We start from the raw sequence: 21707 nt of genomic DNA, 5'->3' as shown, positions 1-21707 counted from the left end.
CGCTCAACCGCTCTAGACCCGGGGCCCCGCAACCCGGCACCCCTTCTCTCACGAACTCCCACGGCCGGAACCTCCTGGAACAGGAGACTCCGGCCCGCCGGGCCGGCAGATCAGCGCTTGAAGGCGTCCTTGACGTCCTTGGCGCTGTCCTTCAGCTTCTCCCCGGCCTGCTTGAACTTGCTCTCCCCCTGGTCGGCCCGGCCCTCGGCCTCAAGGCGCTCGTCGTCCGTGGCGCGGCCGACACCCTCCTTGACCTTGCCCCCGAGCTCCTGGGACTTGTTGGAGATCTTCTCGTCAGCACCCATGGGTGATTCCTCCCCTTGCGCGAAGTTCTCTCTGCTCAGAGATACTTAGTGTCCGCAGATCAAGGGGGTAAACATGCACGACAGCGCACCGGCGGCCTCGGCCGAGGCCACCCGCCCGCCGTACGGGGCCGCGGACAGGGGTTTCCCGGGCGGTCCGGTGAACGACGTGCGCCCGCCGGTCGGAACGCCGGGTGGCGAGCACCCGTCGAACGAGCCCTCGGACGACCGGCTCCCGCCGGACGCGCGGCGTCCCTGGGACGTGCTGCTGATCTGCGGCGCTTCCGGAACCGGCAAGACCCGGGTCAGCTACCCCCTGGCGCGGCTCCACGGCGTCCCGATCGTGGAGGTCGACGACCTCGTCGAGGCGCTCCTCGCCATGACCACGCCCGAACAGCAGCCGCTCCTGCACCACTGGCGCACCCACCCCGAGGACGGCCGCCTGCCCGCCGACGACATCGCCGACCTCCAGGTCGCCATCGCCGAGGCGCTCGCCCCGGCCGTCGAGGCGGTGGTGGCCAACCACCTGGAGACCGGCACCCCCGTGGTGATCGAAGGCGACTACCTGCTGCCGGACCTCGCCGTACGGGAGTCCTTCGCCGGGATCCCGGCGGACGGGCGGGTGGCGGCGGTGGTCCTGCACGAGCCCGACGAGGCGCGGATCGCGGCGAACTACCTGAGCCGCGAACCCGGCAACGGCGACCAGCTCGCCCGAGCCCGAGCCAGCGCCCGCTACGGCGCCCGCCTCGCGGCCCTGGCCGCCGAGACGGGCGTCCCCGTGGTCCCGGCCCGCCCCTGGCCCGACGTCCTGCCCCGCGTCACTGCCGCCGTGGAGAGGTTCTCCTGGGCGGACGCGATCTGAGCGGCACTCTCATCGGCTTACCTGCGGGCACGCAGACGGCGCAGCATCCGGGCGTCGCCGAAGCCCGCCTCGCGGGCGGCCGTCTCGGCCGTCGCGCCCTGGCCCAGGAGGTGTTCGGCCCGTTCTAGACGCAGCGCGGTCTGGTAGGCCAGGGGCGTGAGGCCGGTCGCGCGCCGGAAGAGGCGGGTGACGGTCCGTTCGCTGCACCCGGCCGCGTCGGCCAGCGCCGAGAGCGGGAGCCGCCGGGTGAAACGCGCGTCGATCAGGTTCTGGACGCGGTGCACGGTCTCGTCGTCGTGACCGCGGTGCCGGAGCATCGCGCTGATCTGCGGCGACGTCCCCTGACGGCGGCCGTGCACCACCATGGCGCGGGCCACCCGGGCGGCGGCGTACGGCCCGTGCCGGGTGCTCAGCAGGTGGAGCGCCACGTCGATGCCGCTGGCCACGCCCGCCGAGGTCACCACCCGCTCGTCCTCGACGTAGAGCACGTCGCGCACGACCTCGGCCCTCGGGTAGAGGCGGGCGAGCTCGTCCTGGGAGGCGTGGTGGGTGGTGCAGCGGCGGCCGTCGAGCAGACCGGCCCGGCCGAGCGCGTCGGCGCCCGCGCAGACGCCCGCCACGGTGCCGCCTGCCGCGTGGTGCTCGCGGAGCCGGTGCAGGGTGCCGGCCCCGGGCTTGCGGGTCGGGCCGCGCCAGCCCGGCACGATGACGAGGTCGTACGGCTCCAGATCGGGCCATGAGTGTTCGGCGTACAGGGACAGTCCCTGCACGGTGGCGACGGGGCTGTCCTCGGAGACGTACGACAGGTCGTAGTCGTGGCCGAGGTCGGCGGCGGTGGAGAAGACCTGGGCCGGCCCGGCCACGTCGAGCAGGTGCACTCGTGGGATGAGCAGGAAGACGACCCGGGGCACGGTCACCGAGCCTATGCCCCGGCCAGTTCGCCGACGGTGCGGATGGCGGCGAACCGGCCCGCGAGCGCGTACTCGGTGCGCGCGACGACATCGACGACGCCCAGCGTCCGCGGGTCGCTCACCAGCTGCGAAAACGGCAGGTCCTGCGGCGCGTCGCGGTGCGGGATGGGGGTGGTCGCGGTGGCGTCGGTGACGAAGACGACGTCGAAGCCGAGGTCGCAGGCGATCCGGGCGGTGGTCTCGCAGCACTGCTCGGTACGGATGCCGCACACGGTCAGCCGCCGGACGCCGCGGGCGGTGAGGGTCTGGTGCAGATTCGTGGTGGTGAAGGCGTTGTGCGCGGACTTGGTGATGAGCGGCTCGTCCCCGAGCGGTTCGAGCCCGTCCATCAGGCGGACGTGCCCCCGCGCCGGATCGAACACGGTGCCGGCCCCCGGCCGGGAGTGGAGCACCCAGATCACGAGGTCGTCCTGGGCGCGGGCCGCGGCGACCAGGCGGTCGACCTGGCTGACGATGTCCGGTTGCGAGACGAACTCCCAGTCCGGCAGTTTCCGGAAGGACTCCTGGACGTCGATGACGACGAGTGCGCTGTTCACCCCTCAAGGGTGGCGGGGGAGGGACGGGAGCTGAAGGCGTGAACCGGTCAGCCTGCGGAACGATCCGGTCAGCGAGATGAGACGCCCGCCGGGTGAGGACATAGCCGGCCCGTGCCGGGACACATCGCCTGGCTCGGGGGCCGCCATGACGCCGTCCTCGACGGCCCCCGGGACCTCCGGCGTCCGGGCCGGGCGGAGAAACCACCGGTCCCGGTCGGTACGGTGTGTCCGTGATCAGGGATGTCTCACTGCCGGACGACTGGGAGCCGAAGGTCCGGGAGGCGCTCGCCGGGGCGCTGCCCGAGCTGCGGGACGCCCCGCTGCGGCCGCTGGGGGCCGGCCTGGACAACGTGACGCTGCTGCTGCACGACGCGGTCGTGCTGCGGCTGCCGAAGAACTCCGACGGGGCCGGGAGCGTCGCCAGGGAAGCCCGGCTGCTGCCCGAACTCGCTCTCCGGACGGACCTCGGCGTGGAGATCCCCCGGTTCCTGTTCACCGCGCCCAATCCCATCGGGCCGGGTTCGTTCTGCGGCTACCCGCTCGTCCCCGGCGAGGTGCTGACCCCGGAGGACTGGCACGCCCGGGGGCTGCCCGGTCTGCCGGGTCCGGCCCGGCAGGTGGCCGGGATCCTCGACGCCCTGCACGCCTTCCCCGCGGAGACGGCGGAGAGGCTGGGGGCCCCGTCCTGGGACCTGCGGGAGGACTTCGCCGACGATCTGGCCGCCGTCCGGGCGGAGGTGCTGCCCAGGCTCACGCCGGGGGAGGGCCGGACGCTGCTGGCCGCCTGGGAGGGCTACCTCGGCGACGACGCCAACTTCGCCTACCGGCCCTCGTTCACGCACGGCGACGTGAGCCTGGACCACCTGCTCGTCACCGGCGGCGAGATCACCGGGCTCATCGACTTCGGCGACGCCGAGGTCGGTGATCCCGACTACGACCTGTCCTATCTCTGGGCGGAGGCGGGCCCGGATTTCGTACGGCGGGTGCAGGCGCACCGGGGCCTGCCGTTCACCGTACGGCTGGCCCGCAAGCTGGACTTCTGGGCGCTGGCGGACCCGGCGCTGGACGTGCTGTTCGGCCTGGAGCAGCGCACGCCCGAGCTGGTGGACGATGCGCTGCACACGCTCCGCGCCCGGCTCGCCGCTCCGGCGGACCGGCGGGCCGCGCACCCGGCGGGACCGTACCCGGCGGGACCGTAGGGGAACGGCGCCACGGCCGGACGGCGTGCCGAACGGGCCGACGCCATGCGGAACGGGCGGGCGGCGTGCGGAACGGGCGGACCCGGTGGAGTGCGGTCGTCAGGAGGCCGGGGGCCGGTCGGCGCGGCGGACCTGCTCCAGGTCCCGCGCGCCCGCCAGCGTCTCGGCGAGTGTCTCGCGGTCGGCGTCGCCGAGCGGCGTGTCGCGGACCCGCGCCAGCACCTCGTCGGCGCGCTCGCCGTCGCCCAGCCGCATCGCCAGTTCCGCCCGGTACACCAGCGCTTCGACGAGTTCCGTCGCGGGCGCGGAGTCCTGCTCGCGGGCCAGTGCGGTGTCAAGGATGCGTGCGGCCTGCCGGTGGTCGCCCTTGGACTCGCCCAGCACGATCGCGTTCTCCATCGCCTTGGCGATCCCGCTCCGCTCGGCCCCTGGGCCGGCCTGCTCGCCTTGATCGGCGTCGCGGGAGGCCGAGCCGGGAAGCGGGAAGATCCGGATCCAGTTGCCTCCCGGGTCCACGACGCTGAATCCGGCCAGGTCGCCGGTGTTCTTCCGCTTGCGGGGGCGCGTCATCCGGGGGGTGCCGGACACCAGCAGTTTGCCGTACGCGCTCCGCATGCCGGTGGCGAAGGACTCGAACAGCGCGCCGGTGTCCGGGACCAAGACCAGGCAGGAGCCGTAGGAGGCGGCGGGGTCGAACCCGTCCATCGCGAAGAAGTGCAGGGCGATGTCCTCCCGCTGGAGCACCGTGTACGGGTTGGGGCGGGTCTGGCGGTAGGTCTGCTCGAACCCCAGGACCCGGTAGAAATCGGCGATCTCGTCGATCGACCGGCAGGGGAGGAGCGGAACGGTCACTTCGCCGGCCATGAGATCTTCCTCTTCTGGTTCGGGGTGCCGGGCGGCGCCTGCGTGCCGAGCAGGACACGGATCCGGCGCAGTGCCTCGATGGTCGCCTCCATCTCGCCGGGAGGCATGCGCTCCGCGAGACGGTTGGCCCACTCGGCCTGGCGCCGCTCGACCTGGGCGAGCGCCTCGCGTCCCTTGGGGGTCAGTCTCATCAGTCTGGCCCGCCGGTCGGCGGGGTCGTCCTCGTAGGCGATGAACCCGTCCGCCGCGAGCGATTCGGCGCTCTGCCGGACGCTCTGCCTGGTCAGGCCCATCGCCCGGGCGACCTGGGCGATGGTGCTCGGCCCGTGCTCGACCACCCCGAGCACCTGCCATCTGGCGCCGGTCAGCCCGGCCGGCCGGGCCAGTCCGTCCCCGGCGGCGAGCAGCAGGCCGTTGGTCCGGAACACCTCGATGACGAGTTCGGAGAACGTCAGCCCGGACGTGGTGAGACTCTCCACGCGACGATCCTGGCCTGAATGACAGGTACCTGTCAATCTGCTCGCCGACGGGGTACGCCCCCGGTCTGAATCGGGCCCCCGCCTGAATCGCTCTCTCGGTCTGGACCGCCCTTTCGGTCTGGATCGCACCTCTGCCCGGCCGCGCCTCTGCCCGCCCGGAGCCCGGCTCGCCGCCCCCCGGGCCCCGTGCCGGCGGCCCGGCCCGCGTCCCGGGGTCAGGGCCGGTCGAAGACCTTCAGCAGCAGGTCGTGCAGCCGGGCGCGTTCCCGGGCGGTCAGCGGGGCCAGCAGCTCATCCTGGAGGGTCTCGGTGTCCCGCACCATCCCGGCCAGCGCGGTCCGGCCCTCGGGTGTGATGACGACCCGCACCCTCCTGCGGTCGTCCGGGTCCCTGGTCCGCTCGGCCCATCCGGCGACGGTGAGGTCGTCCAGCGTCTTGACGACGTCGCTGGGGTCGATGCCGAGACGGGCGCCCAGCTCCCGCTGCGAGTGGGGGCCGAAGTCGGCCAGGGCCGCCAGCGTCGACATGTGCCAGAACCGCAGGTCGCGCTCGCCGAGCCGCGCCGCGACCCGTCCCCTGGCGGTCTTGCCGGCCCTCGACAGCAGGTAGGCGGTGAGTGCGGTCAGGGTGGGCGGGATGTCCGTCATGAAAATATTGTAGGTTTCCACCAATCATTGGTGTGAACCTACGGATTGGACGTGTGATGGACGCCTTCCACCCCCGCCTGCTCGTCGGCCGCTTCGCCGAGTGCTTCCGGCTCTACGACGCCGTCCTCCCGGCGCTGTGCGGCGCCGTCCTGGCGCGGGGGTCTGCGGCCGGGCCGTACGCGAGCTGGGACGTCGAGGGCCAGGGGGTGCTCGCCCTCCTCGACCGGACCGCGATGGCAGGGGTCGTGGGCGCCGGCGGACCCTCCCTGGACGACGCGCCTCCCGTGGGCGGCCGGGACTCCGGGTTCCCGCCGTACGGCGAGGGCCGGGTCGTGCTCGTCAGCCAGGTGGAGGACGTCGCCGCCGCCGCCGACCTCTATGTGCGGTACGGCGCGCGGCTGGTCGCCCCTCCGGCGGAGCGCCCCGACTGGGGGCCCGGCCTGCGCACGGCCCATGTCGGCGACCCCGAGGGCAACCTCATCGAGCTCCAGTCCTACTGACCGCCCTGGCTGACGGCCTTCGGCTCTCCGTCGCCGGGCGGACGGCGGGGCAGCCGGAGGCCGGGGTCGCGTCGGATGACTTCCGGTGAACCGCTTGCGGGTTTGCACACAGGGTAATTGGATATCTACTTTGCGTTAGCATCGCAGGTGGCATGCCATGTCATGACCTTCGGTGGTCCGGGAGCCGCAGGTGCGATGCGAATCGAAGGGAGATGTCATGCTCGGAAAACGGGTCGCGGTCTCGTTCACCGTGGGCGCCGCCGTGGGCCTGTCCACGATGCTCGCCCCACCGGCCGCCGCCCTCGCCTCCTCGGCGACCCCTGCCCCCAGCCCGAGTCCCAGCCCCGTGACCTCCGCCACCCCCCTCACGACCTCCGGGCCGTCGGCCACGGCGACCCCCGGACACCCCTCGGCGACCCCCGTCCCCGCCGCCACCCCCGACCCCTATGGCGGACACGGCCACTCCACCGACGGAAGCGGCCACACCGTCCTCGCGTGCACCCACCGGGTCACGGGTGTGCGGGCGGACAGCTATCTCAACGTCCGGTCACGGCCGTCGCTGGCGGGCAGGCGGATCGGCCGGCTGACGGTGGCCGACGGGGCGTTCGCGGGGTCGTGCTCGGCCGCCGGGGGCTGGGTGGAGGTCAAGGCGTCCAACGGCAGGCTGGGCTGGGCCTCGGCGAGATACCTCCGGAAGGTCGACGAGGGGCAGAGCCCCTCCGATGACAAGACCCCGCCCGGCCTCACATGCAACTACCGCGTCGTCAAGCTCCAGCCGGGCGGTTACCTCAACGTCCGCTCCCGGCCGGCGGCGGACGCCCGCCGGGTCGGCAGGCTGACCCCGGCCGACGTCCGGTTCGCCGGGGGATGCTCGACCGTCAAGGGGTGGGTGGCCGTCCGCGCCTCGAACGGCAAGCTGGGCTGGGCCTCGGCGAGATACCTCCACAAGGTCACCTGAAGGCGATCCCCGGGCCGCCGTTCCGGTTCCTGCGGGACTCATCCAACCGGAACCGGAACGGCGGGCGACGGCCGCCGCGAGGGCCGGGAGGCCGTCGACGGCCGCCGACCAGGCGTTCGAACCCGCCAGGCGTTCAAACCGGTCCGGTGTTCAAACCGCTCCGGCGTTCACGCCGTTCAGGGCGGTCAGACCGCTCAGGTCGGTCAGGCCGGTCAGACCGCTCAGGTCGGTCAGGCCAGCAGGGTCTCGCCGATCCACCCGTCCGGTCCGCAGCCCGGCGGAACGGCGTACACCGCCGAGCCGATCGGCGTCGTCCACTGGTTCAGCAGGTCCGCCTCGGCCAGCCTTCTCTGGACGGGGAGGAACTGCCGGGCGATGTCGGCCTGGTAGGAGGCGAACAGCAACCCCGTGTCAGGGCGCCCCTCGTAGGTGACGCCCTCGTCGTAGTTGTAGACCCGGCGGAAGATCCGCATGCCCGGGTCGGCGACGTGTGCCCGCCGGATGTGCGCCTGCTCGGCGATGACCGGGAACCCCGCCGCCGTGACCATGTCGAAGTCCGGCGCGTCACGCTCGTTCCGGCCGGTCAGCGGGGCGCCGGTGTCCAGCCGGCGGCCCACCGAGAACTCCTTGGCGGTCCGGTCGGCGGCGTCCCATGTCTCCAGATCCATCCGGATGCGCCGCAGCACCAGCGTGGTGCCGCCCCGCAGCCACGCCGGGCCGCCGTGCACCCACACGGCCCGGTCGAAGTCGGGCGTGCCGGGGCGGGGGTTGACGGTGCCGTCGAGTTGACCCATGAGGTTGCGCTGGGTCATGCCCGGCGCCTGGGTCTGCGGGCCGCGCCGGAACCCTCGCTGGACCCAGCGCACCCGGGCGAAGGACCGGGCGTCCTTGACCAGCATGCGCAGGGCGTGGGCGAGGGTGACGGCGTCGTCGGCGCAGATCTGCAGCAGCAGGTCCGTGCCCGTCCACCGCTTGTCCAGCCTGTCGATCCCGAACCTCGGCAGGGGCGCCACCGAGGCGGGGCAGCGGTCCGCCACCTCCGCGGCCCGGAACAGGTCGGGCCCGAAGCCGAAGGTGACGGTCAGCCGGGAGGGCAGCGTGGCCAGCTCCGGATCGGTGTCGGCCAGGGCCGCCCGGCCCTCGCTCAGGCGGCGCGCGTCGTCGGTGAGCAGCTGCATCAGCCGTACGACGGCTTCACGGTCGGCGTCCGGCAGCAGGTCCAGGCCGACGAAGGCGGCGTGGGCCTGCGGCGTCGTGGCGATGCCGGCCTGGTGCGGCCCGTGGAAGGGCTCGGCCGCCCATCCGGCGGGCGACGCGGTCCCGCCGGACGGTCCCGCCGGGGCCGCCTTGGCGCCGGTCTGCGCGGAAGCGCACGCCGCGAGGGCGCCGGCCGCCGTGGCGGCGCCCCCGGCGAGCAGCCCGCGCCGGGTCAGCCGGGGTTGTTCCATCAGTTGTGCCCCTTGTCCGTGCCGGGGTCGTAGTTCTCGTTGCCCCCGGCGAAGTCCTTGCCGATCGCGGTGAACTCCACGGTCCCGCCGTCTTTGAGGGTCAGGGTGAAGGGGATCCGCGCGCCGGGCTTCACCTCCTCGGTGACGCCCATCAGCATGATGTGGTCGCCGCCGGGCTGGAGCTGGTGCGTGCCGTTGGCGGGGACGGTGAACCCGCCCTCCTTCGGCCGCATGACCGGCTTGCCGCCGACGTCGGCCACCTCGTGCAGCTCGATCATCGATGACAGCGGGGAGGACGCGGAGACGACGGTCACGTCGGCGGCGGTGTGGTTGACCAGGGTGCCGAAGGCGGCGGTCATGCCCTTCTTCGCGGTCTTCACCCAGGGGTCGGTGACCGTCAGGGGAGAGGACGCGCCGGGGGTGCCCGGCCCGGACGGCGCGGTGGCCGGGGCGGTGGCCGGGGCGGCTTGCGTGGCCGCCCGGCCCGAGGTCGGCGCGTCCGGCTGCGCGCCGCAGGCACTCACCGCGGCGGCGGTGAGGACGGCCAGGAGCCCGGCTGGGACGACACGACGGATGATCATGGGAATGCCTTTCGAAGAGGGTACGGCGCCGCGGCGGAGCGGTGCTCTGCACGCCGCGGGAAGCGCTGGAAGGCACCCGGGGTGCCCGGAAGACGAAACGGAACGATCACGGCGGGACGTCGGGGCCGTACGCGGACGGGCCGGTGGGCCGGGTCGCGCGGCGGCCGTACGGAAGCCGCGCCGGCGTACAGGCCAGGCGGGCCGTACGGAAGCCGCACGGGCCCTACAGGCCGCGCGGACCGTACAAGCCACGCGGGTCGTACGGAGAAGCCACGCGGGCCGTGCCCGGAGCCGTCCGCGGGCGTCCGCGGAAGGCCGGTGGCGGGTCACCGGAACGCGTGACCGCCGGAGATGTCCCGGAGATGTCAGAGAGAGAACGCCGCGGGCGCCGGAGGACCGCGCCTGCTGACCGCGTGCCGCAGCGGGGAGCGGCGCGGGACGGCGGAGTCGTCGCGGCGGGGCGTCCCCGGAGGCTTCCACGGAACCGGGGAGGGCTCGGCGGTGAGGACCGGTGCGAACCGGGCGCCGAGCCGCCGGAGCACCGCCCAGAGCAGCGCCTCGCCGCGGGTCAGCCACAGCGCGGTCAGCCCGATGGCCCAGCCGTGCGTGACCAGCATCGCCAGGCCGGGGAGCAGCCCCGAGTGCCCGGCCATGCCCGCTGCCTGGCCCACTGCGGCGACCGGATCCGGAAGCGATCCGGGCGGCGCGGCCGGTCCGGCGTACGGGCCCGGTCCGGTCGTATCCGTGAACGGCCCCGGCGGCGCGACGTGGCAGGCGGCGGAGGCCGTCGCCGCGAACAGCAGGTGGAGCGCGGCCTGCACGCCGGTCAGCAGCGGCAGGATCGTTCCCAGGCCGCGCTCGCAGCCGGTCGCCGGCAGCGCCGCCGCGAACGCCAGTGCAAGCCCGCCGGCCGCGCCCCAGGCGGTGACCGTGCTTCCGGCGAACGCGTGCGCGCCCGCGCCCAGCCCCAGCGCCACGGCGGCGAAGGCCGCGGAGCGGGTGAGGCGGAAGAGCGCGGTCGCGGGCTCGCTGGCGGGCATGATGCGGCCATCATCACACAGGAAGGCGTCGCCCTTCCGGCCGGGGACTCGCTTTCCCCGTGTCGTGTCCGGTGCCGTCGCGTGTTTCCGGCGACGCTGCGCTGTGAGCGGAAAGCGCCCACAGCGAACGGGAACGGATTCCGCGCCGGACGGCGTTATCGTCGGCAGCGATTCATCAGACGTACGTCGATGGATTTCCGATATGCGAGGCAGGTGAGAAGAGTTGACCAGCCCACAGCCCGTGTTCGAGGACCCGCTGTACCAGCGGCTGCTGCGCCAGCGGATCGTCGTGCTCGGCACCGAGGTGAACGACGAGGTGGCCAACCGTATCTGCGGCGAGCTGCTGCTGCTGTCCGCCAACGACGGTGAGCGTGACATCTGGCTCTACATCAACTCGCCGGGCGGTTCCGTCTCGGCGGGGATGGCGATCTACGACATCATGCAGTACGTCCCCAACGACGTCGCCACCGTCGGCATGGGCCTGGCGGCGTCGATGGGGCAGTTCCTGCTGTGCGCCGGCACGTCCGGCAAGCGGTACGCGCTGCCGCACGCCCGCGTCATGATGCACCAGCCGTCGGGCGGCCTCGGCGGCACCGCCGCCGACATCGCCATCCAGGCCGAGCAGATGCTCTACACCAAGCAGATGCTGCGCGAGCGGATCGCCCACCACACCGGCCAGCCCCTGGAACGGATCGAGGCCGACTCCGACCGCGACCGCTGGTTCACCGCCGCCGAGGCGAAGGAGTACGGGTTCGTCGACCATGTGATCCGGAACACCAGCGAGGTGGTGGCCGGCGGTTGACCGCCCGTTCTCCGGAATGATCCCCTCCGCCCGATTCCCGGGTGGGGGCTGAGAGGCGCCGTTCTCCCCGGGTGTCGCGCGGGTTCCCCGGAGGCCGTACCGGTTTCCCGGGGGACGCACGGGTGCCCCGAGGGGCACACCGGTTTCCAGGGGCCGCGGGACCCGGCGTTTCCGGGTGCCGCGGCCGGACGGCGGGTGCGTTCCCCCTCCGCCCGGCCGGAGAGGGCTCTCAGGAACCCGTGGGCTTGTGGCCCCCGGAGGCGGTCATGACGACGTCGTCGGCGAGCCGCTCCAGGTCCTTCTGGGTGAACGGCTTGGCGTCGCCGCTGCCGGTGACGGTGACCAGGACGCCGGGAAGGCGGTAGGACAGCTCCGGTGTGCCGCCGTCCTTGAAGTCGGCGACCCCGCCGAACGCCTTCGCCGTCGGGGTGTCGTAGTACTTACCGGCCGCCGGCGTCCGGGGCTGGGCGCCGAACGACGCGACGTCGTCCGACTCCGACACCAGGGTGGTGAGCGTCATCGTCGTGCCGGTGGGGTCCATGACCGTGTAGGCGCAGCTCAGCCTGCCGCTGGTGGTGCCGTCGTAGTCCTTGTGGTTCGCGGCCCGCACGCCCTTGAGGTGGCGGACGGCGATCTTCGAGAAGCCGAGCTTCGCGCAGGACTCCGGCACCGCGAAGACGGGCTCGGCCTGGGCGGTCTCCTCGGGGCTCGGGGACTTCAGCACCTCGGGCAGGTCCTCGAGGCCGCCTGCGTCCGAGGTCCGGGCGGTCCCGGGATCCGAGGCCGCGGACGGCTCCGATCCGCCGCATCCACCCAGGGTGAGAATGGCGAGAACCGCGAGGCCGGCGGCGGTTCGGATCGCGAGGCGCGCCGGGGGGTTCACGTCCATGCGGGTCCTTACATCGTGGGGGGTGGCACGACGGTGTCGCACCGCACCGCGCCATGGCGGACGCGATCATATCGGCCGGGTCTTTCGGAAGTGGGCGGATCGGGTGTTCCACCCACCGGGGGGGCGGAACACCCGATGACGTCGCGGCGGAGGTCAGCGGTGGCAGAGGAGATCGTGCACGGCCTGTTCCAGGGAGCGGGCGCAGGCGGCGGGGGCGGGCCAGGGGAGGCGGACCAGCGCGGGCCGGTCGGCGCCGTGGCGGACGGTCGCCCCGTACCGGTCGAGCTCCCACAGCCACACCTCGCGCACCGGGGCGCCGAGCAGGGAACACAGGGCGTCCGTGAGCTGTTGACGATGGGTGTCGTTGACGTGGGCGAGCATGCGCTCGGCCTGTTCGGCCAGAGGGTCGGGTGCGGCGCGCAGATAGTCCTCGGCGTCGACCACCCCTGACTCGCCGCCGGTCAGGTAGATCACCTGCCCGACGTCCACGCGGAGCAGAAGCGGCGAGCCGGCGCCCTCCGGTCGTCCTCCGCCGCCGGAGGCGGCGAGTTCCTCCAGGGCGTCGAACAGCGCCTCGTCCGGACAGTGCCCGGCGATCGCCACCGCGGCCTCCCGCGCCTCGGCGGCGGGTACGGCCTGCACCCAGCCCTGCACCTTGAGCAGGCCCCGCGTCGCCTCCAGCCCGCCCAGGGAGCGGCTCGCTGCCAGGTCGACGGTGACCGCGGGCTCGTCGCGCGCGCCGTACAGGGGGTCGCCGGCCCGGACCAGCAGCACCGGGCGGCCCGCGCCGTCCACACCTCCCCGGGCGGGTACGGCGGGCCGGGCCGTTCCGGCGAAGGAGACGTGGGTCGGGACCGCCGCGGCGGCCAGGGTGCGGATCCGCTCCGGGATCGGCGGGGCGGTGACGGGGTGCTGCATGACCCGGCCCTCCTTGAGGTCGGCTGACGATGTCAGATAGCTTAGGCTTGCCTAACTAAGGTTTGCCTAACCAAGTCTTACCGCAATGAGAGGGAGTTGTCATGCGTTACACCGGGCCCAAGGTGCGCCTGTCCCGCCGGGCGGGCGTCCCCCTGACCCGCAAGGCGGTCCGCTACTTCGAGGAGCGCCCCTACCCGCCGGGCGAGCACGGCCGCAAGACCCGGCGGCACCAGGTGAGCAACTACAGCCTGCAGCTGATGGAGAAGCAGAAGCTGCGCTGGTACTACGACGTCTCCGAACGGCAGATGCGCCGCTACTGGGACCTGGCGCACCGCGGCGGCGGTCGTTCCGGCGCCGAGCTGGTGACCATCCTGGAGAGCCGCCTGGCCTCGCTGGTCCTGCGCGCCGGTCTCGCGCCCTCGATCTACGCCGCCCGCCAGTACGTCACGCACGGGCACATCACCGTGGACGGCCGCAAGGTGGACATCCCCAGCTACCTGGTCAAGCCCGGCCAGGTCATCGCGGTGCGGCCCAGGTCGCGCGCGATGCAGCCGTTCGTCGCCGCGGCCGAGGGGACCTACGCCGACGAGCGGATCGCCCCCTACCTGTCGGCCGACCACGCGGACCTGACGTTCACCCTGCTCGACCGGCCACGGCGCGAGCAGATCGCCGTCCCGGTGGACGAGCAGCTCGTGGTGGAGTACTACTCCCGCTGACCGGCTATCTCCGGCCCCGCGCTCCCCGGGACGACCGGCCCCGGGACGAGCGGCTCCTCGGCGACGGGCTCCGCGGGGCCGTCCCCGCGGAGCCGGGCCCGGCGGCGGCCGGTTCCGCGCCGACGGCCTCCGCGGTCACCGCTCCCGCGGCGGAACGCCCCTCCGGTCCCGCCCCCGCCCCCGCGCCCGCCGGGGTCCGCTCGCGGAGTTCGCGCACCTCCGCCCGCAGCGCCGACAGCTCCGCCAGCACGACGGTCTCCAGGCCGCGGGTCGCCCGTGCCGCCTCCCCCGAGGCGTCCTCCTCCATCGCGTTGACGACCACCGCGATGAAGAGGTTCAGCACCACGAACGTGCAGACCAGCATGAACAGCACGAAGAAGAGCCACGCCGATGGATGCTCCGACATCACCTCGCGGGTGATGTCGGACCAGCCGTCCCCGGTCATCATCTGGAACAGCGTGAACAGCGAGGTGGGAAGGTCGCCGAAGTACCCGGGCGAGGTGGCGTGGTAGAGCTTCGTGCCCATCACCGCCGCGACGTAGAGCACCAGGCCGAGCAGCAGCACGATCGACGTCATGCCGGGCACCGCGGTCAGCAGGGCCGTCACCACCCTGCGCAGGCTCGGCACCACCGAGATCAGCCGCAGCGCCCGCAGGATGCGCAACGCCCGCAGCACCGACAGCCCGTTGGCCACGGGCAGCAGGGACAGCGCCACGATCACGGTGTCGAACAGGTTCCACGGGTCACGGAAGAAACGCAGGCGGTGGGCGTAGACCTTGGCCGCCAGCTCTGCCACGAAGACGTACAGCGCGGCGTGGTCCACCACCGTCAGCGCCGTGCCGTACCGCTCGGTGACGGCGGCCGAGGTCTCCAGCCCCAGGGTGGCCGCGTTGACCACGATGACCGCGATGATGATCCGCTGGAGGCGGGAGGTCTCCAGGAAGGTGCGGACGCGTTCGCGCACCGGCACTGACGGCTCCGTGGGGTCGTGAGGGGACGAGATGCCGGATGATCATATCGCCGGATGATCAGCTCCCAGGCGTGGTCACCGCCCGGCGGTGCCCCCGTCCGCGTGCCCCCCTTCACGTGCCGTCCGTCCGCGCGTCGCCCGCCCACGCGCCGACCGGGGACCGTCGCCGGGCGGTCGCGGCCGGAAAGCCGTCGGCGGCCGGGTCAGCGCCGGGTGTAGCGCCCGCCGATCCCCGTCTCCAGCAGGTCGAACGCCCGCCCGGCCCGCTCGCGCAGGTCCGGGAGGATGTCGTCGACCCGTTCCCCGGCGACCAGGCGCCGTACGGCGTAGCCCACCACGGTGCGCAGCGCCGCGTTGATCTGCGCGGCCACCAGGGCGGGGGTCAGGTCGTCGGGGTCGGCGCCGGCCTCCTCGGCGATCGCCTCGGCGAGCCTGCGCTCCCGGGTCTCGCCCATCTCCCGCACCCGGGCGACCAGGCTGGGGGTGGTCTCGATCATCCGGATGAAGTCGTCGCCGGCCTCGTGGAACCCGTAGCGGTAGTGGCCGGTCTCCAGCGCCTCCAGGAAGTCGCGGCGCACGGCGGCCACCGGGGTCTCCCCGGGCTCGCGCTCCCGCACCACCCGGGCGAGCAGGTCCTCGACCTCGGGCGCCCGGTCGAGGAGCAGGTCCTCCTTGGTGGCGAAGTAGTTGAAGACCGTGTTGACCGAGACGTCGGCGGCGCGGGCGACGTCGGCCACCGTCACGCCGTCGAACCCCCGGGCCATGAACAGTCCCGTCGCGATGTCGGAGATGCGCAGGCGGGTCTCCCGCTTCTTGCGCGCGCGCAGTCCCTCGCTCATGCCGGTCATTTTAGAGGTTGCAGAAATTTTTAAGTCACTCTATTTTTGGTGCGACTTCAAGATGGAGGCGATCGAGTGATCAGGACATCGGGCCTGCGCAAGACCTTCCCGGGCGGCGTCGAAGCCGTCCGGGGAGTTGACCTGGCCGTGGAGGCCGGGGAGATCGTGGGCTTCCTCGGCCCCAACGGCGCGGGCAAGACCACCACCATGCGCATGCTGACCACCCTGCTGCGCCCCTCCGGCGGCACCGCCGTCGTCGCCGGGCACGACCTGCTCGCCGACCCGCGGTCGGTACGGCGGCGCATCGGCTACGTGTCCCAGGGCGGCGGGGTCTCCCCGGCCGTCCCGGTGGGGGAGGAGCTCGGACTGCACGCCGCGCTGTACGGCATGCGCCCCGCCGAGGCGCGCGGGCGGATCCGGGAGCTGCTCGACCGGTTCGAGCTGACCGGCCTGGAGACCAGGCCCGGGGCGGCGCTCTCCGGAGGCCAGCGCCGCCGGTTCGACCTGGTGTTCGGCCTGGTCCACGCCCCGGCGCTGCTCTTCCTGGACGAGCCCACCACCGGCCTCGACCCGCAGAGCCGCGCCCACCTCTGGGACCACGTCCGGCGCCTGCGCGAGGAGGAGGGCCTGACGGTCTTCCTGACCACCCACTACCTGGAGGAGGCCGACACGCTGGCCGACCGGCTGTTCATCATCGACCACGGCGTGATCGTCGCCGAGGGCACTCCGGCCGAGCTCAAGGGCGGTTCCGGCACCCTCGACGACGTCTTCCTGTCCATCACCGGCCGCTCGCTGCGGGACGACGTTCCGGGCTCCCCGGAAGCCGGGGCCCCGGACGGCCCGGCGGGCCGGGTGGACATGGCGGAGGCGGCGGCCGGTGCCCGTCGTACGACGGACGGGGAGAGGTGAGAGGCCCGATGGACGTCATCCGCGAGACCTGGCTGATCTTCCGGCACAACGTGCGCATCCTGCTGCGGCAGAGGATCGGCATCCTGTTCGGGGTCATGCAGCCGCTGCTGTACCTGGTGCTGTTCGGCCCGCTGTTCGCCACGATCGGCACCTGGGAGACCCTGGTCCCCGGTCTGCTGGTCCAGGTGAGCCTGCTCAGCGCGGGCATGGCCGGGTTCGGCATCGTCTTCGACCTGCGCGCCGGCGTGCTGGAGCGGCTCCGCGTCACCCCCGCCCACCGGGTCGCCCTGCTGCTGGGCCGGGTGCTGGGCAGCTCGCTGGTCCTGCTGATCCAGTCGGTCGTGCTGGTCGCGCTGGGCTACGCCTTCGGCCTGCGGGCCCCGCTGCCCGGCGTGCTGGCCGGACTGGCGATCATGGCGCTGCTCGGGGTCAGCCTGGCCGCGCTGTCCAACGCGGTCGCGCTCACCATGAACCCCGACCTGTTCGCACCCGTGGTCAGCACCGTGGTCGTCCCGCTGATCCTGCTGTCGGGGGCGTTCCTGCCGATGTCGATGGCGCCCGCCTGGCTGGACGCCGTGTCGCGGGCCACCCCGTTCCGGCACGTCGTCGAGGCCGTCCGCGACCTGTTCGCCGGGCACTACGCCACGATGACCGTCGGGGTCGGGGTGACGGTGGCGCTCGCCCTGTCGGCGGTGTGCGTGGCGGTCGGGACCCGCGTCTTCAACCGCGCGAACGCCTGAGGCCCACCTGATTCCGGCCGGGCGGAGGCCTGAGGCGCGTCCGGTCCGGCCGGGCGGACACACGAGCCACACCCGATCCCGGCCGGGCGGACGCGTGAGGCGCGTGCCCGGCCGGGATCAGTCCGGCGGGCCGTACGGTTCGATGCGGGGGTCGGCGTACGGGCCGCCGCCGGCGGACGGGTCGATCCGCCGGGCGGCGGCCTCGCTGACGCGCAGGCCGTACAGGTCCTTGCCGGGATCGATGAGCACCAGGCCGTAGCCGGTGTCGACGTCCTTCTCCGACAGCTTCAGGCGGCGCATGGCCTGTTCGAGCGTCGCCTGGGGCGCGAGCCGTACGGTGACGAGCAGCATGAGGCCAACGCTACGCGTCCCGGGCGCGACGCCAAGAGGCGGGAGGGGGCGGACTTCCGTCCTCCGCGCCTGCTACATGTGCTTCTCCACGGTCTTGCGGATCGACTCGACGCCCTTGCGCAGCTCGGCGCCCACCGCCTTGAACACCGCCTCCGCCGGCTGGTTGTCGGCGTAGATCTTCTGGAGGCCGCCGTAGATCGCCCGGTTGGCGTTGGGGACCAGGAGCCGCACCGGGTCCTGCGCCTTGGTCCTCGGCAGCTGGTCGACGGCCTTCTTGAAGTTGGGGTTCTCGTCGAACAGCTTGAGCATCTCGGGGGTCTCCATCGCGGCCTTGGTCGCGGGGAGGTAGCCGGTCTCGACCGTCCACCGGGCCGCGTTCTCCGCCCTGGCGACGAACTTCAGGAACTCGAACGCCGCCTGCTTGCGCTCCTTGGAGGCCCCGGCCATGATCGACAGGCCGCCGCCGCCCGTGGGGCAGCCGAACGCGGTCTCCTCGGGGAGGTACGCCGTGCCGACCTTGAACGGGGAGTCCTTGGTGATGCCGGTGAGCGCGCCGGTGGACTCGACGAGCGTCGCGATGAGCCCGTTGGAGAAGTCGAGCTTCGGGCTCTGCGCCATGTAGGCCAGCTTGTCGTCGTGGATGAGCTTGCGCTGCCACTCGCCGGCCTCGACCGCGCCGCCGGTGTCGATGGTGACGTCGAGCCCCTTGGAGTAGTTGCCGCTCCACTGCCAGACGGTGCCCTGGAACTGCCAGTCACCGTCGACCTGGGCGTAGGCGGTGAGCTTGGGATTCTGGCCGCCGACCTTCTGGGCGGTGATGGCCTTCGACCACTCGCGCAGCTCGCTCCAGGTCTTCGGGCCGCGGTCGGGCAGCCCGGCGGCCTCGAACAGGTCCTTGTTGTAGTAGAAGATCGGCGTGCTCCGGGCGAAGGGAACCCACCACGTCTCGTTCTTGGCGGTGCCCTCGGCGATGAGCTGGTCGACGTACTCGGCAGGCTTGAGGCTCCCGGCGGAGAAGTAGGAGCCGAGCGGTTCGAGGGTGTCGTTGAGATGGAACTTGTTCCAGGTAACGTCGCTGAACACGCACAGGTCGGGGAGCTGGCGGGCCTGCATGGCGGTGGCGAGCTTCTGGGCGGTCTCGTCGTAGCTGCCCTGGTACTGGGCCTCGACGTAGATGTCGTTCTGCGCGCCGTTGAACGCGGTCACCAGCCGCTGGAACGCCTCGCCGGGGACGGCGGCCCAGGGGTACCAGATCACGACGCGCTGCCGCTTGGAGTACTGCGCGGGCACCTTGCCCTCGGGCTGCGCCATGCCGGAGCCGGAGCCGGATCCGCAGCCGGTGGCGAGGGCGAGGAGGCCGGCGCCGGTGGCGCCGAGGAAATGCCGCCGGTTGAGCGAGGGGGTCATGGCGGGGTCCTTTCAGGGTGGAACGGGGGGTGCGGCCTTCAGGCCGGGGCCGGGCGGGGAACCGGTGGGCGGAGGGTCAGCCCTTGACCGCGCCCTGGGTGAGGCCGGCGACGATGTGACGCTGGGCGAGGAAGAAGATGACGAGGACGGGGACGACGACGAACGTGGCGGCGGCCATGACGGCGCCCCAGTTCGTGTAGCCCTCCTGGTTCTTGAGCAGGAGGAGGCCGACGGGCAGGGTGCGCATCGACGCCGTGTTGGTGACGATGAGCGGCCAGATGAAGTCGTTCCACTTGCTGACCAGCGACACGATGCCGACGGTGACGAGCATCGGCCGGGACATGGGCAGCACCACGCTCCACAGGGTGCGCAGGTGCCCGGCGCCGTCCATCCGGGCGGCCTCGACGAGTTCGCCGGGCAGGGTGAGCATGTGCTGGCGGAGCAGGAACGCGCCGAACGCCGAGGCGACGCCGGGGATGATGATCCCCTGGTAGGTGTTGATCCAGCCGAGTTCGGAGACGGTCAGATAGTTCGGCAGCAGCGTCACGTGGCCGGGCACCATCATCGCGCCGAGCAGCAGGATGAACAGCACCCGCTTGCCGGGGAACCGCAGGAACGTGAACGCGTACGCGGTGAGCACGGCGTTGGCGACCTCCAGCAGGGTGCCGGCGACCGTGGTGATGACGGAGTTGAGATAGAAGTCGGCGAACGGGGCGCTGTTCCACGCGTCGACGTAGTTGGCGAACCGCAGGTCGGTGGGCAGCCACGCGGGCGGCCAGGTGTAGATCTGCGACGGGTCCTTCAGCGAGGACGACAGCAGCCAGTACAGCGGGCCGACCATGATCACGCCGACGACGACGAGCAGGCCGTACTGGGCGGTGCGGGCGAGTCTCACTTGTAGTGCACCTTCCGCTCCAGGTAACGCGTCTGCACGAGCGTGATCGCGAGGAGGATGACGAACATGATGATCGCGCTCGCCCCGGCGGGTCCGGCCTGGAAGCTGCGGAACCCCGAGTCGTAGACGAACCACGACAGGATGGTGGTGGCGCTGCCGGGGCCGCCGTTGGTCATCAGCGCGATGACGTCGAACGCCTGGAACGAGCTGATGGTCGAGGTGACGACGAGGAAGAACGTCACCGGCGACAGCAGCGGCAGGGTGAACCTCCGGAAGGTCGTCCAGGCGCCGGCGCCGTCGAGGGAGGCCGACTCGTAGACCTCCTTGGGGAGGTTCTGCAGTCCGGCGAGGTAGACGATCGCCGCGAAGCCGGTGGTCTTCCACAGGTAGACGATCATGACCGCCGGCAGCGCCCAGTCCGAGTCGGTGAGCCACGAGGGGGACGAGGCGCCGAAGGCGGAGAAGAACGCCCGCGACAGGCCGTAGTTGGGATCGAAGATGAACGTCCACGCCAGGCCCACCGCCGCGCCCGAGAGCACGTGCGGGGCGAACGTCATGGTCCGGACGAAGTCGCGGCCCCTGAGCTTCTGGTTGAGCAGCAGCGCGATGGCCAGGCCGAGCGCCATGCTGCCGCCCACGACGCCGACGGTGAAGTACACGGTGGTCAGCATCACGTCGCCGAACCCGAGGCTGGTGAACATGTCGACGTAGTTGTCGAAACCGACGAAGTTCTTGATCGGCGCGATCATGTTCCAGTCGGTGAGGCTCAGGTAGGCGTTGTAGATCACCGGCCAGTACGAGAACACCGCGATGAACAGGAAGTTCGGCGCGATGAGCGCGAGGAACAGCAGGTACTCGCGGCGCAGCCGCCGGCGGTTCCCCCCGGCTCCGGGGGCGGGCTCGCGCGCCGCCGCGGGCGGGGCGGGGTCCTCGGTCCCGGCCTTGGTCAGCGCGGCCGGCATCAGGAGGTCCCGGCGTCCGCACGCAGGCGCAGCAGCGAGGAGATGTCGTCGGCGACGATCCCGTCGACGCCGTACTCCAGCGCGGCGACGACCTCGGTCTCGTCGTCGAGGGGGCCGACCCAGACGCGGTAGCCGCGCTCGCGCATGGCGGGCACGCCGGCCGCGTCGGCGACCTTCCAGCGCGGCCCGAAGTACTGCGGGCGCATGGCGTCGAGCAGCTCCGCGGGCGGGGGGCGCTCCTCGGTCCAGTCCAGGCCGATGACGGCGTCGGGCGCTTCGGCGCGCAGCCCGATCAGCGCCTCGCGGCCGCCGCGGCGGGCGGCCACGAAGATGGAGCGCTCGAAGGCGTCGCCGTGGCGGCGCAGCGCGGCGACCGCCGGGGCGATCACGTCGTCGGTCTTGAGGTCGACGAGGAACGTCGTGTCGCCGAACGCGTCGAGGACCTCCTCGAAGGCCGGGACCTCGTACTCGCCGTCCAGCGCGCGCACCTCCTCGAAGGTGAGGTCGGCGATGTCGGCGTCACGTCCCCACATCCGTCCGAGACCTCCGTCGTGGAGGAGCACGATGCGCCCGTCCCTGGTGAGGCGCAGGTCGAACTCCAGGGTGTTGGCACCCTTGTCGACGGCCGAGCGCAACGACGGGATGGTGTTCTCGCGGTGGACGAGGGGGTCGCCACGATGCGCGATCGTGAGGAACACGGGTTCTCCTTGGGGGCGGGAGTCGTCACGGGAACATGTCGCTCTTAACATTCGAGAGCGTTTTGTTCACGGAGGTAGTTAACACGATGGTCACATGGCGGGCAAGAGGCGCGGACCTCGTGTTCGCCCCTGTCGCAGTCGGACAAAAGCGGTAAATAATCGCATAAACGGCCAGGTCGGCGCACCGAGGAGAAGGGTGCGCCGACCTGGACGAGATGATTTTG

The 21707-nt window shown here is 72.3% G+C and carries 26 protein-coding genes; 8 read left to right on the top strand and 18 right to left on the bottom strand.

Features of this window, described 5'->3' with window-relative positions; translation table 11 throughout:
• Positions 1–110 precede the first annotated feature (110 nt).
• Positions 111–305 carry a CsbD family protein gene (locus tag AB0D67_RS33910; protein WP_362945067.1) on the bottom strand — a complete coding sequence of 65 codons (195 nt, stop codon included), beginning with the start codon at positions 303–305 and terminating at the stop codon, positions 111–113.
• A gap of 73 nt (positions 306–378) precedes the next feature.
• Here AB0D67_RS33910 and AB0D67_RS33905 point away from each other — a divergent pair, with 73 nt between their 5' ends.
• A complete protein-coding gene (locus AB0D67_RS33905; protein ID WP_362945065.1) occupies positions 379–1164 on the top strand; it encodes a hypothetical protein in 786 nt (261 codons plus the stop codon).
• A 17-nt stretch (positions 1165–1181) separates the two neighbouring features.
• On the opposite strand, the gene AB0D67_RS33900 is transcribed toward AB0D67_RS33905, so the two are convergent.
• Together AB0D67_RS33900 and AB0D67_RS33895 are read right to left on the bottom strand one after the other, a co-directional pair.
• Positions 1182–2075, bottom strand: coding sequence for an AraC family transcriptional regulator (locus tag AB0D67_RS33900; protein WP_362945063.1), 894 nt, complete (start codon positions 2073–2075; stop codon positions 1182–1184).
• A gap of 11 nt (positions 2076–2086) precedes the next feature.
• Complete coding sequence (locus tag AB0D67_RS33895; RefSeq protein ID WP_362945061.1) at positions 2087–2671, bottom strand: isochorismatase family protein; 585 nt, start codon at positions 2669–2671, stop codon at positions 2087–2089.
• Positions 2672–2901: 230 nt separating this feature from the next.
• Between AB0D67_RS33895 and AB0D67_RS33890 the strand changes: the two genes are divergently transcribed.
• Positions 2902–3870: a phosphotransferase gene (locus AB0D67_RS33890; RefSeq protein ID WP_362945059.1), complete on the top strand. Its 969-nt coding sequence runs from the start codon at positions 2902–2904 to the stop codon at positions 3868–3870.
• 99 nt (positions 3871–3969) lie between these two features.
• Here the strand turns inward: AB0D67_RS33890 and AB0D67_RS33885 are convergent, their stop codons facing one another.
• From AB0D67_RS33885 to AB0D67_RS33875, 3 genes are all read right to left on the bottom strand, one after another.
• The gene (locus AB0D67_RS33885; protein ID WP_362945057.1) at positions 3970–4734 is read right to left on the bottom strand and encodes a VOC family protein; all 765 of its coding nucleotides are present in this window, start codon (positions 4732–4734) and stop codon (positions 3970–3972) included.
• Complete coding sequence (locus AB0D67_RS33880; protein WP_362945055.1) at positions 4719–5213, bottom strand: MarR family winged helix-turn-helix transcriptional regulator; 495 nt, start codon at positions 5211–5213, stop codon at positions 4719–4721. Before AB0D67_RS33880 ends, AB0D67_RS33885 begins: the two co-directional genes overlap by 16 nt.
• 215 nt (positions 5214–5428) lie before the next feature.
• The gene (locus tag AB0D67_RS33875; RefSeq protein WP_362945053.1) at positions 5429–5860 is read right to left on the bottom strand and encodes a MarR family winged helix-turn-helix transcriptional regulator; all 432 of its coding nucleotides are present in this window, start codon (positions 5858–5860) and stop codon (positions 5429–5431) included.
• A 56-nt stretch (positions 5861–5916) separates the two neighbouring features.
• Between AB0D67_RS33875 and AB0D67_RS33870 the strand changes: the two genes are divergently transcribed.
• Both AB0D67_RS33870 and AB0D67_RS33865 read left to right on the top strand, forming a co-directional pair.
• A complete protein-coding gene (locus AB0D67_RS33870) occupies positions 5917–6360 on the top strand; it encodes a VOC family protein (protein WP_362945051.1) in 444 nt (147 codons plus the stop codon).
• Positions 6361–6577: 217 nt separating this feature from the next.
• Positions 6578–7318, top strand: a complete 741-nt coding sequence (locus AB0D67_RS33865) for an SH3 domain-containing protein (RefSeq protein WP_362945049.1) — start codon at positions 6578–6580, stop codon at positions 7316–7318.
• 230 nt (positions 7319–7548) lie between these two features.
• Here the strand turns inward: AB0D67_RS33865 and AB0D67_RS33860 are convergent, their stop codons facing one another.
• The 3 genes from AB0D67_RS33860 to AB0D67_RS33850 all read right to left on the bottom strand — a co-directional run bounded on the left by AB0D67_RS33860 (position 7549) and on the right by AB0D67_RS33850 (position 10387).
• Complete coding sequence (locus AB0D67_RS33860; RefSeq protein ID WP_362945047.1) at positions 7549–8766, bottom strand: Dyp-type peroxidase; 1218 nt, start codon at positions 8764–8766, stop codon at positions 7549–7551.
• Positions 8766–9347 carry a copper chaperone PCu(A)C gene (locus AB0D67_RS33855; RefSeq protein ID WP_362945045.1) on the bottom strand — a complete coding sequence of 194 codons (582 nt, stop codon included), beginning with the start codon at positions 9345–9347 and terminating at the stop codon, positions 8766–8768. The genes AB0D67_RS33860 and AB0D67_RS33855 overlap by 1 nt, the downstream gene beginning before the upstream one ends.
• 365 nt (positions 9348–9712) lie before the next feature.
• On the bottom strand, positions 9713–10387 hold the full coding sequence (locus AB0D67_RS33850) for a hypothetical protein (protein WP_362945043.1): 675 nt from the start codon (positions 10385–10387) through the stop codon (positions 9713–9715).
• A 223-nt stretch (positions 10388–10610) separates the two neighbouring features.
• Between AB0D67_RS33850 and AB0D67_RS33845 the strand changes: the two genes are divergently transcribed.
• Positions 10611–11189, top strand: coding sequence for an ATP-dependent Clp protease proteolytic subunit (locus AB0D67_RS33845; RefSeq protein WP_362945041.1), 579 nt, complete (start codon positions 10611–10613; stop codon positions 11187–11189).
• 229 nt (positions 11190–11418) lie between these two features.
• On the opposite strand, the gene AB0D67_RS33840 is transcribed toward AB0D67_RS33845, so the two are convergent.
• Together AB0D67_RS33840 and AB0D67_RS33835 are read right to left on the bottom strand one after the other, a co-directional pair.
• On the bottom strand, positions 11419–12078 hold the full coding sequence (locus tag AB0D67_RS33840; RefSeq protein ID WP_362945039.1) for a hypothetical protein: 660 nt from the start codon (positions 12076–12078) through the stop codon (positions 11419–11421).
• Positions 12079–12231: 153 nt separating this feature from the next.
• Positions 12232–12996: a DUF2470 domain-containing protein gene (locus AB0D67_RS33835; protein ID WP_362945037.1), complete on the bottom strand. Its 765-nt coding sequence runs from the start codon at positions 12994–12996 to the stop codon at positions 12232–12234.
• Between the two features lie 101 nt (positions 12997–13097).
• Between AB0D67_RS33835 and rpsD the strand changes: the two genes are divergently transcribed.
• Positions 13098–13712: a 30S ribosomal protein S4 gene (rpsD, locus tag AB0D67_RS33830; protein WP_362945035.1), complete on the top strand. Its 615-nt coding sequence runs from the start codon at positions 13098–13100 to the stop codon at positions 13710–13712.
• A gap of 4 nt (positions 13713–13716) precedes the next feature.
• Here the strand turns inward: rpsD and AB0D67_RS33825 are convergent, their stop codons facing one another.
• Both AB0D67_RS33825 and AB0D67_RS33820 read right to left on the bottom strand, forming a co-directional pair.
• Positions 13717–14682 (bottom strand): ion transporter, encoded by a 966-nt coding sequence (locus AB0D67_RS33825; RefSeq protein WP_362945033.1) that lies wholly within the window; start codon positions 14680–14682, stop codon positions 13717–13719.
• A 203-nt stretch (positions 14683–14885) separates the two neighbouring features.
• Positions 14886–15521 carry a TetR/AcrR family transcriptional regulator gene (locus tag AB0D67_RS33820; RefSeq protein WP_362945031.1) on the bottom strand — a complete coding sequence of 212 codons (636 nt, stop codon included), beginning with the start codon at positions 15519–15521 and terminating at the stop codon, positions 14886–14888.
• 75 nt (positions 15522–15596) lie between these two features.
• On the opposite strand from AB0D67_RS33820, the gene AB0D67_RS33815 reads away from it, so the two are divergent.
• Together AB0D67_RS33815 and AB0D67_RS33810 are read left to right on the top strand one after the other, a co-directional pair.
• Positions 15597–16430 carry an ATP-binding cassette domain-containing protein gene (locus tag AB0D67_RS33815; protein ID WP_362945029.1) on the top strand — a complete coding sequence of 278 codons (834 nt, stop codon included), beginning with the start codon at positions 15597–15599 and terminating at the stop codon, positions 16428–16430.
• An 8-nt stretch (positions 16431–16438) separates the two neighbouring features.
• Entirely contained in the window at positions 16439–17170 is a 732-nt protein-coding gene (locus AB0D67_RS33810) for an ABC transporter permease (protein WP_362945027.1), read from the top strand.
• Between the two features lie 117 nt (positions 17171–17287).
• On the opposite strand, the gene AB0D67_RS33805 is transcribed toward AB0D67_RS33810, so the two are convergent.
• From AB0D67_RS33805 to AB0D67_RS33785, 5 genes are all read right to left on the bottom strand, one after another.
• Positions 17288–17521, bottom strand: coding sequence for a hypothetical protein (locus AB0D67_RS33805; RefSeq protein ID WP_362945025.1), 234 nt, complete (start codon positions 17519–17521; stop codon positions 17288–17290).
• Between the two features lie 72 nt (positions 17522–17593).
• Entirely contained in the window at positions 17594–18928 is a 1335-nt protein-coding gene (locus AB0D67_RS33800; protein ID WP_362945023.1) for an ABC transporter substrate-binding protein, read from the bottom strand.
• A 76-nt stretch (positions 18929–19004) separates the two neighbouring features.
• Positions 19005–19823, bottom strand: coding sequence for a carbohydrate ABC transporter permease (locus AB0D67_RS33795; RefSeq protein ID WP_362945021.1), 819 nt, complete (start codon positions 19821–19823; stop codon positions 19005–19007).
• Positions 19820–20785: a sugar ABC transporter permease gene (locus AB0D67_RS33790; RefSeq protein WP_362945019.1), complete on the bottom strand. Its 966-nt coding sequence runs from the start codon at positions 20783–20785 to the stop codon at positions 19820–19822. Before AB0D67_RS33790 ends, AB0D67_RS33795 begins: the two co-directional genes overlap by 4 nt.
• Complete coding sequence (locus AB0D67_RS33785; protein ID WP_362945017.1) at positions 20785–21483, bottom strand: glycerophosphodiester phosphodiesterase; 699 nt, start codon at positions 21481–21483, stop codon at positions 20785–20787. Before AB0D67_RS33785 ends, AB0D67_RS33790 begins: the two co-directional genes overlap by 1 nt.
• Positions 21484–21707: the final 224 nt, after the last annotated feature.

The sequence above is a fragment of the Streptosporangium sp. NPDC048047 genome (genome assembly GCF_040653115.1).
GTDB lineage: Bacteria > Actinomycetota > Actinomycetes > Streptosporangiales > Streptosporangiaceae > Streptosporangium.
Note: the sequence above shows the minus strand (reverse complement) of the source record. Positions and strands in the feature narration are given on the sequence as shown.

Bases quoted from the DNA above. Each gene is read 5' to 3' on its own strand.
- AB0D67_RS33905 (WP_362945065.1), top strand. From the start codon at position 379: ATGCACGACAGCGCACCGGCGGCCTCGGCCGAGGCCACCCGCCCGCCG.
- AB0D67_RS33820 (WP_362945031.1), bottom strand. From the start codon at position 15,521: ATGAGCGAGGGACTGCGCGCGCGCAAGAAGCGGGAGACCCGCCTGCGC.
- AB0D67_RS33790 (WP_362945019.1), bottom strand. From the start codon at position 20,785: ATGCCGGCCGCGCTGACCAAGGCCGGGACCGAGGACCCCGCCCCGCCC.
- AB0D67_RS33885 (WP_362945057.1), bottom strand. From the start codon at position 4,734: ATGGCCGGCGAAGTGACCGTTCCGCTCCTCCCCTGCCGGTCGATCGAC.
- AB0D67_RS33840 (WP_362945039.1), bottom strand. From the start codon at position 12,078: ATGGACGTGAACCCCCCGGCGCGCCTCGCGATCCGAACCGCCGCCGGC.
- AB0D67_RS33860 (WP_362945047.1), bottom strand. From the start codon at position 8,766: ATGGAACAACCCCGGCTGACCCGGCGCGGGCTGCTCGCCGGGGGCGCC.
- AB0D67_RS33865 (WP_362945049.1), top strand. From the start codon at position 6,578: ATGCTCGGAAAACGGGTCGCGGTCTCGTTCACCGTGGGCGCCGCCGTG.
- AB0D67_RS33855 (WP_362945045.1), bottom strand. From the start codon at position 9,347: ATGATCATCCGTCGTGTCGTCCCAGCCGGGCTCCTGGCCGTCCTCACC.
- AB0D67_RS33875 (WP_362945053.1), bottom strand. From the start codon at position 5,860: ATGACGGACATCCCGCCCACCCTGACCGCACTCACCGCCTACCTGCTG.
- AB0D67_RS33800 (WP_362945023.1), bottom strand. From the start codon at position 18,928: ATGACCCCCTCGCTCAACCGGCGGCATTTCCTCGGCGCCACCGGCGCC.
- AB0D67_RS33910 (WP_362945067.1), bottom strand. From the start codon at position 305: ATGGGTGCTGACGAGAAGATCTCCAACAAGTCCCAGGAGCTCGGGGGC.
- AB0D67_RS33810 (WP_362945027.1), top strand. From the start codon at position 16,439: ATGGACGTCATCCGCGAGACCTGGCTGATCTTCCGGCACAACGTGCGC.
- rpsD (WP_362945035.1), top strand. From the start codon at position 13,098: ATGCGTTACACCGGGCCCAAGGTGCGCCTGTCCCGCCGGGCGGGCGTC.
- AB0D67_RS33835 (WP_362945037.1), bottom strand. From the start codon at position 12,996: ATGCAGCACCCCGTCACCGCCCCGCCGATCCCGGAGCGGATCCGCACC.
- AB0D67_RS33870 (WP_362945051.1), top strand. From the start codon at position 5,917: ATGGACGCCTTCCACCCCCGCCTGCTCGTCGGCCGCTTCGCCGAGTGC.
- AB0D67_RS33850 (WP_362945043.1), bottom strand. From the start codon at position 10,387: ATGCCCGCCAGCGAGCCCGCGACCGCGCTCTTCCGCCTCACCCGCTCC.
- AB0D67_RS33805 (WP_362945025.1), bottom strand. From the start codon at position 17,521: ATGCTGCTCGTCACCGTACGGCTCGCGCCCCAGGCGACGCTCGAACAG.